At 40.6% G+C, this 12,477-nt stretch carries 10 protein-coding genes and 1 pseudogene; 6 read left to right on the forward strand and 5 right to left on the reverse strand.

All coding sequences use genetic code 11. The annotated features are described in order from the left end of the window. The first annotated feature begins 169 nt into the window (after window positions 1-169). From AC0KVP_RS13995 to AC0KVP_RS14005, 3 genes and pseudogenes are all read left to right on the forward strand, one after another. Window positions 170-935: pseudogene (locus AC0KVP_RS13995) on the forward strand (IS5-like element ISAba31 family transposase). Continuing rightward, entirely contained in the window at window positions 936-1,517 is a 582-nt protein-coding gene (locus tag AC0KVP_RS14000; RefSeq protein WP_473337416.1) for a N,N-dimethylformamidase beta subunit family domain-containing protein, read from the forward strand. It begins immediately after the preceding pseudogene. Then, on the forward strand, window positions 1,513-2,844 hold the full coding sequence (locus tag AC0KVP_RS14005; RefSeq protein ID WP_473340536.1) for a N,N-dimethylformamidase beta subunit family domain-containing protein: 1,332 nt from the start codon (window positions 1,513-1,515) through the stop codon (window positions 2,842-2,844). Before AC0KVP_RS14000 ends, AC0KVP_RS14005 begins: the two co-directional genes overlap by 5 nt. Window positions 2,845-3,185: 341 nt before the next feature. Here AC0KVP_RS14005 and AC0KVP_RS14010 read toward each other — a convergent pair whose 3' ends face one another. Further along, window positions 3,186-4,091 (reverse strand): DMT family transporter, encoded by a 906-nt coding sequence (locus AC0KVP_RS14010; protein ID WP_473337418.1) that lies wholly within the window; start codon window positions 4,089-4,091, stop codon window positions 3,186-3,188. Between the two features lie 179 nt (window positions 4,092-4,270). Here AC0KVP_RS14010 and AC0KVP_RS14015 point away from each other — a divergent pair, with 179 nt between their 5' ends. The 3 genes from AC0KVP_RS14015 (at window position 4,271) to AC0KVP_RS14025 (ending at window position 7,956) form a co-directional block, all read left to right on the forward strand. After that, window positions 4,271-5,131, forward strand: coding sequence for a helix-turn-helix transcriptional regulator (locus AC0KVP_RS14015; protein ID WP_473340539.1), 861 nt, complete (start codon window positions 4,271-4,273; stop codon window positions 5,129-5,131). A 646-nt stretch (window positions 5,132-5,777) separates the two neighbouring features. Continuing rightward, entirely contained in the window at window positions 5,778-7,304 is a 1,527-nt protein-coding gene (locus AC0KVP_RS14020) for a fumarate hydratase (RefSeq protein ID WP_004692421.1), read from the forward strand. Window positions 7,305-7,407: 103 nt separating this feature from the next. After that, window positions 7,408-7,956, forward strand: coding sequence for a DUF2059 domain-containing protein (locus AC0KVP_RS14025; RefSeq protein ID WP_234304072.1), 549 nt, complete (start codon window positions 7,408-7,410; stop codon window positions 7,954-7,956). A gap of 5 nt (window positions 7,957-7,961) precedes the next feature. Here AC0KVP_RS14025 and AC0KVP_RS14030 read toward each other — a convergent pair whose 3' ends face one another. From AC0KVP_RS14030 to tig, 4 genes are all read right to left on the reverse strand, one after another. Further along, the gene (locus tag AC0KVP_RS14030) at window positions 7,962-8,678 is read right to left on the reverse strand and encodes a DUF2846 domain-containing protein (RefSeq protein ID WP_010325895.1); all 717 of its coding nucleotides are present in this window, start codon (window positions 8,676-8,678) and stop codon (window positions 7,962-7,964) included. Window positions 8,679-8,836: 158 nt separating this feature from the next. Continuing rightward, window positions 8,837-10,147, reverse strand: a complete 1,311-nt coding sequence (clpX, locus tag AC0KVP_RS14035) for an ATP-dependent protease ATP-binding subunit ClpX (RefSeq protein WP_473337421.1) — start codon at window positions 10,145-10,147, stop codon at window positions 8,837-8,839. A 28-nt stretch (window positions 10,148-10,175) separates the two neighbouring features. Further along, entirely contained in the window at window positions 10,176-10,781 is a 606-nt protein-coding gene (gene clpP, locus AC0KVP_RS14040; RefSeq protein WP_004692427.1) for an ATP-dependent Clp endopeptidase proteolytic subunit ClpP, read from the reverse strand. 192 nt (window positions 10,782-10,973) lie between these two features. Further along, the gene (gene tig, locus AC0KVP_RS14045; protein WP_004979052.1) at window positions 10,974-12,305 is read right to left on the reverse strand and encodes a trigger factor; all 1,332 of its coding nucleotides are present in this window, start codon (window positions 12,303-12,305) and stop codon (window positions 10,974-10,976) included. Window positions 12,306-12,477 lie beyond the last annotated feature (172 nt).

Raw genomic sequence — 12,477 nt, forward strand, 5'->3', positions numbered from 1 at the left:
CTAATAAAAGTGAGTTTAGATTGTCTAACACTAGAAATATCATTTATAAATGAGTTAAAGGTTAAACAAAAAATTAATACACAAATAATTAGGGTGTGTTGACACTTTTAGCTTAAAAAAATAGCGAAGTAGTAAAATCAAATCGCCAAACCCAATTTTACTATTCGCTATGCCTCGTACCATGCTGACAGATCAATACTGGCAAAAGTTGAAAGTTATTCTGCGTAATTTATCCATTCACCACAACTCAAATTTACGCAATTTTATTGAAGCTATTCTCTATAGAATTAGAACAGGCTGTCCGTGGCGAGATATTCCTTGTTGTTTTGGTCATTCAAACTCTATTTTCAAACGTTTTAATCGTTGGTCAAGCAGCGGTAAGTTACTTAGATTATTCAAATTATTAGCCTCATGCCCCGATATGGAGTGGATTTTTATTGATGGCTCTCATGTACGTGCTCATCAACATTCTGCCGGCATAGCGAATCAATCTATTTCTAAAAGTGTAGGAGGAAACTCCTCAAAAATACATTTGATTGTTGATGCACATGGCAATCCTATTGATTTCATGATTACCGATGGAACCACACATGATGTTAAAGTTGCACCTGATTTAATATCAACATTAGATTTAAAAGAGACAAAAGTGGTATGTGCAGATAAAGGCTATGATTCAGAACCACTGCGTGAACAGATCAGGAAAACAGGGACTAAAGCGAATATACCAAAGAAAACAAATAGCCAATCGAACAATGACCATATGGACTGGTATTTATATAAAATCAGGCATTTAGTTGAAAATATGTTTTGTAGATTAAAGCAATTTAGAGGAATAGCTACTCGATATGACAAGCTCAAAAGAAATTATCAAAGTTCTGTTGCTTTAGCCTGTATATTTTTATGGCTACCTTTATAGGGTTAATTATGAACAGTAAATGTCAACAGACCCTAATAATTTACAAATTCTCCAATTTATTTCTAAGTATAGAGGTAAGAATATGGCGGTTTTTGGTTATTCATCAGCAACATCAGTTCTGGCAGGAAATTCTGTCAGTTTTCATCTTAGCACCGACACGCCAGGGTTAACCAATCTGACCATTGAGCGTATAGGTAACACCTCAATCTCAGCCATCATTTCAACAACTCTAAGCAGCCTCTCCCCCCCAACATTAAATCCATGGGAGGGTTTTAATTGGCCAGTTACAGCATCATTTAATATTCCATCAAATTGGCCTCCAGGTTTATATAAACTTGCCTACATGTCTGACGACATACTCACTTTTGTAGTTCGATCAACCACTTCTGGCTCTATCTCCAAAATCCTTTTTCAAGTCTCTTTTCTAACACCTACTGCCTACAATGCAGCAGGGGGGAAAAGCCTTTATGGGTTTAATAGTGGTGGGGAAAGTAGCCGTGCCAGCAAGGTTTCGTTTGACCGGCCTGGAGGTACCCCCATGAGCTCATGGCTGGGAAGGGAAGCTCATTCGTTGGCTCGAAACAGAAAATATAGCAATTGAATATTGTTCAAGTATTGATCTACACACCATACCAAACTTACTCTCTAATTATGAATGCTTAATCATTGCAGGCCATGACAAATATTGGACAAAACCAATGCGCGATCAGACTGAACAATTTATTGCTAACGGTGGCAACATGATCGTACTCTCAGGCAATACGTGCTATCGTGCAGTTCGATTGGAACAAGAAAACCGGTTAGTTGTCTTCTACAAATATGCAGGTAACGACCCGAATCAAAATAATGAAGAAGCAACAGTCGCATGGGCAGAACCACCACTCAATCGGCCACAGAATTTACTTCTTGGTGTTGGTTTCACAGATGGTGCATATGATGGACCTGCATCCGCATACACGGTTAGGTTTTCTAGTCACTGGGTCTTCAATGGAGTTACAGCCACCACCACATCAGCATTCATGAGTTATGAAGCAGATGCTGCTGCCTATGTAGATGAACTGGAGGGTTACCCTCGTGCTACGGGTGAGGAGAACACCCCTTTAACAACTACAATACTTGCCACTGCTGACCTGAGCTCTTGGACAGGTAAACCTGGTAGAGCGACTATGAGCATTTATTCCCGTAACGGCACGGTTTTTAATGCGGCGGCTATCGACTGGCTGGATGTTCTAGGGACTGACCCTGTTGTTACTAGCGTTACACGCAATGCCTTTAACCACCTCAAACAGAGTGTGCCATGGGATTGGGAGAATATTGGTCACGCAGATGATGGTCGCGCACTTACTGCTCTGAATGGTAAGCTTTTCATGGCAACATCACTAGATAGACTATTACAACGATATCCTATCGGAGCAGATGTAGTTTGGCGCGATATCCACCATGCATATGATGTTATCGCTATGGCAGGAATTGGGGACACGCTTTACTGCATTACAAGTGATAATCAACTCTGGTGGTCTCCTTCCGAAGAGAACAGTATATCTTGGGTTCCAATCGGGGCTGGACCTACAGGTGGGACAAATGCATTAGCGGCAGCAGGTGGAATGCTCTATGCTGTTGATAATAGAGGAGCTCTTTGGAGAGCTCCAGCCAGACGTTCAACCCCCTTATGGGGCTCAATGACATTTTTCACAGGGGATGCGACAGTTAATGCGATGACTTCTTACAGTGATATTCTCTTTGCCTCAACTTCGGATAATCGCTTATTGCGTTCGAATCAAGATATTATCAATGAATGTAGTGCTTGGGAGCACATACATCATTGCAATTACTCTGCAGGTCTTGCAGTTGTCGAATGGATGCTCTTCGTTGTCACAACAGAAAATATTATTTGGCGGATTTATCTTTCTGGTCTACGGAAGCCTTAATTTTCTCTGAACATTATGTGGGTTTACATCATCCATCTGAACAAGGTCCTAACTGGCATGTATTTATCTGCAATAGCACAGAAACTATAAAAGAGCATTGGACACATTTATGCAATGATGACGGTGGATTAGAATTTAATTTCTTTTGGCACCCTCTGTTTGAGTCACCAAGCGCTGAATGGCATCCATTATTCCAAGAATTACTCGCGTTTATAAAATCAAAATATTGAGCCGTAGCTTAGGAAAAATTTTAATTCACTAGAGCTAACAGCGTATAGATTTAAAAGCCCAGATCTCGTGTCTGAGCTTTATAAACTGTAGTGTCTTTAGATCTTCATCACTCAGCTTCGCTTCAACATTTGACTGAATTTCAACTTGGGCGCTTGAATAAAGAAAATTGCATTACCACATAAAATCAAAATCACCCCAATCACCGCATTCATATGCCATTGATACCCTTCCCAGATGGTCGAAATCACCAAAGCCACCAACGGAAATAACAAAGTACTATAAGCAGCCTTACCTGCCCCAATCCGTCCAACCAAATAGAAGTAGGCGGTAAAGCCAATCACTGAACCAAAAATAGCCAAATACAATAAAGCACTCACCGCACTGAATTCCATAGCAGGGAAAAACTCGTCTTGTTTAAATCCAGCAATCAATGCCATCAAGATTGAACCATACAACATGCCATAAGCATTGGTGGTAAAAATATCCAGACCTTGTTTTTGATGACGCGCACTGATCATATTGCCCAATGAAAAACCATAGGTTCCCAACACACAAAGGCCAATTCCCATCAGCGTATAATTGTTTAAGGTACTCCCCACTACATCATGCCAAAACAAGGCAATAATTCCCAATCCACCCAATAAAGCCGCAGGATAAAAACGCGTAGACACCTGTTGTCCAAAGAACAGTTTAGCGTTGAGGGTATTAAAAATGACCGCCATCGAAAAAATAACAGCCTCCAAACCGCTGCTGATATATTGAACCGCATAATAGAAACAAACAAAGTTAAAACCAAAAATACAGCACGCTTGCAACATACAAAATAGATGGTCTTTTACAGCCAGCTTTTGCAGTTTTCGGCACAATACAACAAAAGCAAACAACACAATAGACGAAATAAAGAAGCGCCAAAATACGGCTACATTGGTCGATATTCCACTTTGTTGTTGCAGACTTATCGCAATCCATGTCGTTCCCCAAATCACCACCACCAAAGCATATAACAGCGCATTCATACTCTTTAAACCAAACTCAAACCACTCACGCTATTGTGCTTGGTTTAGGTTTCTCATTTCTTGCACCTTCTTGTGGTCACTATCATAAACTTGTGATTTTTTACTGATTTTCGGATATAGATGACAAAATGAAATCAAAGTCCTACACTAAATCTTCCATTTGGCACTGCGTATAGATGATGAAATATCAGATTCTAGATCAATTACAACAACATAAAGCTCAACTCCTCGACTCGGTCGAGTTGGGTTCAGGCATGCAGCTGGCCATGTGGCAAAACAACCAAGACCGTGTCAGTGTTTGTAGTAACCACCATACACTCAGTATGTATATTCAAGGTGGATATCACAGTTATCAAAAGACAGCTCAAGGTTGGCATAATGGCGGTGGGCCAGATCATATGTGCTTGATGCCACAGAATTTTGAGTCAACATGGGATCTGCGCGACCCACTGACTTTTGTGCATCTGTACTATACTGAAGAACACTTACAACGCGTCGCTGAACAAGTGTGGGATCGTGAGCCGAGCCAAATTATTTTAAATCCGCAAAGTTTCGTAGCTGACCTACAGATTGCCATGATCTATCGACACTTTTTACTCAATGGGGCTTGGCAGAACAGGGAAAATCACTTGCAGATGAGTACTGCCACCACGCTTCTGCTCAACCATCTAATTAAAAATTATAGCCATACCGAATGGCAAGCCCCTGAAGTCAAAGGCGGGCTGTCCCCGTATACCCTGAAGCAGTTATTAGAATGGATTGATCAGCATATTCAGCAAAGCTTGACCCTGTCAGATTTAGCCGAGCAAACTCAGCTCAGTGAATACCATTTTGCCCATATGTTTAAGCAATCCATGCACATGCCACCACACCAATATGTAATGCAACGTCGACTTGAACTGGCACATCAAGCTCTACAGCAAACGACTGCTAATATGACAGACATTTCGGAGCAGTATGGATTTAGCTCCAGCAGCCATTTTAGTCATCGCTTTAAAAAGCACTTTGGCTACACTCCATCCCAAATGCGGAAAAATTAGAACCCGTCGATAGGATAAAGCGAAGATTTGAAGATTTGAAGATTTGAAGATTTGAAGATTTGAAGATTTGAAGATTTGAAGATTTGAAGATTTGAAGATTTGAAGATTTGAAGATTTGAAGATTTGAAGATTTGAAGATTTGAAGATTTGAAGATTTGAAGATTTGAAGATTTGAAGATTTGAAGATTTGAAGATTTGAAGAAAGCTTAAAACAAAAAAAGAAGATAAAGCTTAAGCCTGATCTTCTTTTTGACCGTACATCCAAGTCGCTGCGATATATACACAAAAGCCCGCAGCCATCACTAAACCTGTCAACATGCTCGATGTCCTATTGTTTGATGAATGCATTATGCGAAAGTTTTATGACAACTTTATGACAGTGTTGTCATATTTCAATATTATTATTTTTACATTATATTCAACACCTTAAGTAATAAATCATATTCATAATCCAAATTTAGACATGAAATATTTCATTAAATTTAGATATTTTTGTCATATTTACCACCGTTTATAACCTCATTTTCTCATCAATTTTGTTCAACTATTAAACTTTCGCCCAAAGGCTTCGCAAAACATCCACAACCTCGGCATTTTGTCTTATAATTTAGCCCGCTAGCTATCAGCCCGCTCAAGAGATATTTGTATGACCACTATTATCAAGCAAGATGATTTGATCACATCGGTCAAAGACGCGCTTCAGTTCATTTCTTATTATCACCCACAAGACTTCATCCAAGCGATGAGCCGTGCGTATGATCGTGAAGAGAACAAAGCTGCGAAGGATGCGATCGCACAAATCTTAATTAACTCGCGTATGTGCGCAGAGGGTCACCGCCCAATCTGTCAAGATACAGGTATCGTCAACGTATTCGTTGAAGTGGGCATGGATGTTAAATTTGATTTAACTATGAGCTTAGACGATGCAATCAACGAAGGCGTACGTCAAGGTTACCTAGAAAACTCAAACGTACTGCGTGCTTCTGTATTGGCTGACCCAGCATTTGGTCGTAAAAACACCAAAGACAACACCCCTGCTGTGATCTATCACAAACTTGTTCCAGGCAACAAAGTGGATATTACCGTTGCGGCAAAAGGTGGCGGTTCAGAAAACAAATCTAAACTGGCTATGTTAAACCCATCTGACTCAATCGTGGATTGGGTACTTAAAACTGTTCCAACTATGGGTGCTGGCTGGTGTCCACCAGGTATGTTGGGTATTGGTATTGGTGGTACTGCTGAAAAAGCCATGATGCTTGCGAAAGAATCGCTCATGGAAGAAATCAACATGGACGAATTACTTCGTCGTGGCCCTGAAAATAAAATCGAAGAACTTCGTATGGAAATCTTCGAAAAAGTAAACGCACTGGGTATTGGCGCGCAAGGCCTAGGTGGGTTAACCACAGTTCTAGATATTAAAATTAAAGATTACCCATGTCACGCTGCGGGCAAACCAGTGGGTATGATTCCAAACTGCGCAGCGACTCGTCACGCGCACTTCCAACTTGATGGTACAGGTGTTGCACACATTCAAGCACCTAAACTTGAAGACTATCCATCAGTCACTTGGGATTCATCAACCTCTAAGCGCGTTGACCTCGACACCATTACCCAAGAAGAAATGAACGCTTGGCAACCAGGCGACACCTTACTTCTGAATGGTACAATTTATACAGGTCGTGATGCTGCACACAAACGCATGGTCGACATGCTGAACAATGGTGAAGAGCTTCCTGTCGACTTAAAAGGTAAATTCATTTACTACGTTGGCCCTGTAGATCCAGTCGGTGATGAAGTGGTTGGTCCTGCTGGCCCAACAACAGCAACACGTATGGACAAATTCACACGTCAAGTGCTTGAAGCAACTGGTATGTTCGGCATGATCGGTAAAGCGGACCGTGGTCCTGCAGCGGTTGAAGCAATCAAAGACAATAAAGCGACTTACTTGATGGCAGTGGGCGGCGCAGCTTACCTTGTGTCTAAAGCAATTCGTGAAGCTGAAGTGGTTGCTTTTGCTGACTTAGGTATGGAAGCGATTTACAAATTTGTAGTGAAAGACATGCCTGTATCGGTAGCAGTTGATGTAAATGGCACATCTATTCACGCGACAGCACCAAAAATCTGGCAAGCGAAAATTGGTAAAATTCCAGTAGTCGATGCTGCAGCGGGCTAAAACTTAAGTTTTACTTTTTTGGATACCCTTAACATGCTAAGGTCATGTTAAGGGTATTTTTTTACCTACTTTTATAGACTTAATCAAAAAATATAGACCAACAATGAAAAAATTAAATCACATCCTTTGCGGTATTACCTTATGCGTCCTTAGCACAGCATCTTTTGCCAAACCCGCGACCGAAGCATCGGTAGAAAAGGCGCTCAAACTCGGCGATATTAAAGGTACATTAGCGCAGTCTCAGCAAGAAATGCGCCCCGTTTATGACCAGCAAGCCGAAGAAATTATTAAGAATATTTTTAAAACATCAACACTCAATACTGAACAACAAAAAGCAGCCAAGCAAATCGCTGAAATTACGGCATCATTTAGCAGTAAATTGATTTCAGATCCAAAATTTATGCAAATGCTTAAAAATGTCTATATGCAGACCTTTACCGAAGAGGAAGTGTTGGCCAACATTCAGTTCCTCGAAACGCCTCTAGGCCAGTCTATCAATAAAAAAAGCAGTAAAATGATGAGTGAAATCATGCGTAATAGCATCGCCATGTCTGCTGAAATGATGCAAGATCCAGCTATTCAGCAGGAAATGAATCGTCAAATTGAAAAGACTCTTACACCATTATTTGAACAAGCCAAAAAAGTACAATAGCCCACTTACCAGGTTAAAGGATTCCACAGCTTAAAGGGCTTCATCAGCTGAACATCTTCACTTGGGTCATATTTGGCAGGTTTAAGTTTTTGCGCTTTCTTTCGTAGCTCACCCGTGTGTTGATCTTCCGCTACAAAGTTGTAGCTGTTGGACTTTAACTGGGTAAATGCAATTTCTTGAATCGCAATTTTTTCAGGGATAACTGCCAAAGGCCCCGAAACATCACGGCGTGTGGATAAGTTCTCTTCATCATACTTGATAAAATAAGACTGCCCCGCTTCTACGCTAAAATCGATATATTTCGGCTTTTGAAAATGGTTAATGCCCAAAGGCCGACTACTCGATAAACGATAAGTCCCAGCGGGCAGTTCGACCCAATAATAATGATTGTTCAGCAGGCTTGGAATGCGTTCTTTATTGATAAATAAACTCGACGCCACAATTTCTTGTCGGTTCCATTTTGAGTCTGGACGATACAGATAAACCATCGCCGCTTGTTCATGCTGGGGTTGGACACGCTGAAAACGCTGTCCTAATTTTTGATTGACCCATCCACCTACGCTAAACACCCCAATGCGGTACTGCTCAATCATGCCTGGGTCATGTTCAAAATCAACCTCATGACTGAGGGTTGATGTTAATTCAGGTTGTTCAACTGTCGCTTTTCCATGACAACCCAATAAAATTAAACTGCTTAAAAGCGTAATCGTCATTGCACGCATGACTATTCCTCACGACGTATTTTTATTTTGATACTGAATTTTTAGTTTTAATCTAGGCATCCCAGCCTATTGATGCAGAGTAGCATTCCCTCTTTTTTTTGAATATAAAAAAACGTGTGAAAACACTCGATTTTCACACGTTTCAGATGAATAACAACTTAAGCGGACTTTGAGTTAATCACTTTTAAATCAACTTTAGCTGTATCTTTCTGTTCGATTCTTGGTAAACGTTCTGGCTTAAATAATGGTGCAGCCGTGCCGTTAATCACGTCTTCATTCACCACAACTGTGCCAACATCGGTACGACTTGGTAAATCATACATCGTTTCAAGCAGCGTATTTTCCAAAATAGAACGTAAGCCACGTGCACCCGTATTACGGTCTAAGGCTTTTTTCGCCACAGCGCGCAGTGCTGAATCTTCAAAAACCAAATCAACATTTTCCATATCAAACAAATGTTGATATTGACGGGTCAATGCATTCTTCGGTTCAGTCAGAATTTGCATCAAGGCGTCTTCGTCTAACTCTTCCAAAGTCGCAATTACAGGCAAACGACCAATAAACTCTGGAATCAGACCAAATTTCACCAAATCGGTCGCTTCAACTTGACGGAACAAATCAGACAATTTCTTGCCTTCATCTTTCTTCTTCACTTCAGCCGTGAAGCCAATTCCACCTTTTTCTTGGCGCTGTTGTACGATTTTCTCAAGACCCGAGAATGCCCCACCACAGATGAACAAGATATTTGAAGTATCAATTTGAATAAATTCTTGCTGCGGATGCTTACGACCACCTTGAGGTGGAATGGAGGCAACCGTACCTTCGATCATTTTCAGTAAAGCTTGTTGTACACCTTCACCCGACACATCACGCGTGATCGATGGGTTTTCAGACTTACGGGTAATCTTGTCGATTTCGTCGATATAGATAATACCTTTTTGCGCTTTTTCTACATCGTAGTCTGCTTTTTGTAGAAGCTTTTGTACAATGTTTTCAACATCTTCACCGACATAGCCCGCTTCGGTAAGTGTCGTTGCATCAGCCATAGCAAAAGGAACATCGAGAAGACGCGCCATGGTTTGCGCAAGCAAGGTTTTACCCGAACCTGTTGGTCCTACTAACAAGATATTACTTTTTGCAATTTCAACAGCATCATCGTTTTTATGTCCACCATGTGTCGCTTTAAGACGTTTATAGTGGTTATAGACAGCAACTGACAAGGTTTTCTTTGCCACATCTTGACCAATGACATATTGATCTAGTGCCGCACGAATTTCATGCGGTTTAGGCAAGGGTTTTGCAGCCCAGTCACCTGACTCAACTTGTTGACTGGTTTGCACCAAGTCTAAGCATACGTCCACACATTCATTACAGATGTACGCGTCCTCGCCTGCAATCAGTTTCCCAACTTCAGACTGCGTTTTACCGCAAAATGAACAATGCTTTTGTCCTTGAGGATGTTCGGACATATTCACTCCAATTCTAAACTTTTAAAACTTATGGACGTTTAGATAATACTTCGTCCACGAGACCATACTCTTTTGCAGCTTGCGCTGTCATAAAGTTATCACGGTCAGTATCACGTGCCACAGTTTCATAGTCTTGACCACTGTGCTCTGCCATTAAACGGTTTAAACGTTCTTTAATGAACAGAATTTCACGAGCATGAATTTCAATATCAGATGCCTGACCACGGAAACCGCCTAACGGTTGGTGGATCATGACACGTGCATTTTCAAGGCAATAACGTTTACCCTTCGCACCTGCATTCAACAAGAAAGCACCCATTGATGCTGCTTGACCCATACAGTAGGTCACAACATCTGGTTTAATAAATTGCATGGTATCGTAAATCGCCATACCAGCAGTCACTGAACCACCTGGTGAGTTAATGTAAAGATGAATATCTTTATCTGGATTTTCCGCTTCTAAAAACAACATTTGCGCGACAATCAAATTCGCCATGTTATCTTCAACTTCACCAGTCATAAAAATGACGCGTTCACGCAAAAGACGTGAATAAATGTCAAATGAACGTTCACCGCGAGATGACTGTTCTACAACCATTGGAACTAAGGCATTATCGATAGTTGGAATATACATACGTTTACTTATTCCTAAATTTTTTGTTACTCAACTCATAGTCACAATATGAGGGATAATTGCTGAAAATGCAAAATATTCCCAAGTAAATAACAGATATTTTTTGCATAAGCTTTGTGAACGCAAGGCCTTTTACAAACCCAGATCACAATAAAAAAGGCGCTCAAAGCGCCTTTTTTACTTTAGCTAAACTTAGCCTTGTTGACGAGCTTGTTGCTCTTTCAATAAGTCTTCGTAGCTTACAGCAGTATCTGTTACTTTAGCAGACGCTAAGATGTGATCAACCACTTGGTCTTCTAACACAACAGCTTCGATTTGCGAACGTTGTTGTTTGTCATTTTTGAAGTATTCGATCACTTCAGCTGGATCTTCATAAGAAGAAGCCATGTCTTCGATGTAAGCATCAACACGTGCTTGATCTACTTCAATTTTAGCATCAGCTAAAACTTTGCTTACCAGTACGCCTAATTTTACAGATTTTTCAGCTTGTTCTTTGAACAATTCATCTGGAAGCATGCTTGAGTCAAATGCTTTCGCACCTTGAGCACCAAATTGCTGAGTGAACTGTTGGATCATTTGTTGACGTTGACGGTCAACTTCTTGAGCAACCATAGACGCAGGAAGTTCAACTTCGTTTGCAGCTACAAGTGCATCAAAAGCTGCACCTTTCACTTGATTACGCAAACCATTTTTCACTTCACGTTCCATGTTTTTACGAACGTCAGCTTTTAACTTCTCAATGCCTTCTTCTTCAGTTAGACCAAAGATTTTAAGGAATTCAGCATCAACTTCTGGAAGTTTTTGTTTTTCAACAAGCTTCACAGTGATTTTGAATTGAGCTGATTTACCAGCAAGGTTTTCAGCTTGGTAGTCTTCAGGGAAAGTTACATCAATCACTTTCTCTTCGCCTTTCTTCATACCAACGATGCCGTCTTCGAAGCCAGGGATCATACGACCTGAACCTAAAACAAGTTTAAAGTCTTCTGCAGAACCGCCTTCAAACTTTTCACCGTCTACTGAACCTTCAAAGTCGAAAGTTACTTGCATGTCTTTTTTAGCCATGCCTTTCGTTTCAGCCCAAGAAGCACGTTGCTTCTGAAGGTTTTCGATCATTTGATCAACATCTTTGTCGTTTACTTCAGATGCTTTACGTTCAACTTCTAAACCATCAAATTTCACGTTAACTTCTGGATAAACTTCAACAGTCGCTTCGTATACAAGCGCGTCGTCTTTTAATTCAGATTTTTCAATGTTTGGCATGCCAACAGCATTGATTTTTTCTTGTTGGATCGCTTCAAATACTGTGTCACGAATAATGTCGCTTACGACTTCTTGGTAGATACCCGCACCATATTCACGACGAACAACATTTACTGGCACTTTACCTGGACGGAAGCCGTTGATCTTCACAGTTTTAGCAGTGCGTTTTAAGCGAGCTTCGAACTGCTCGTTAACACGGCTCGTCGGTACAGATACATTTAAACGACGGGTAACACCCGAAACCGCTTCAGAAGTTACTTGCATGGCTTCCTCAATCTTTTGGTAAGAACAATTTTAAAAAGTGCCACATTATATGACAACATTGAACGATATACAAAACACCCGATTGAAACCACATATTTTTTCTTCATTTATCGTTTTTTATTTTGAATATTTTTAAATCGCTACTGATTAAGCGCAAAGTATTATATTTTTT

Source organism: Acinetobacter sp. DL27 (genome assembly GCF_055810995.1).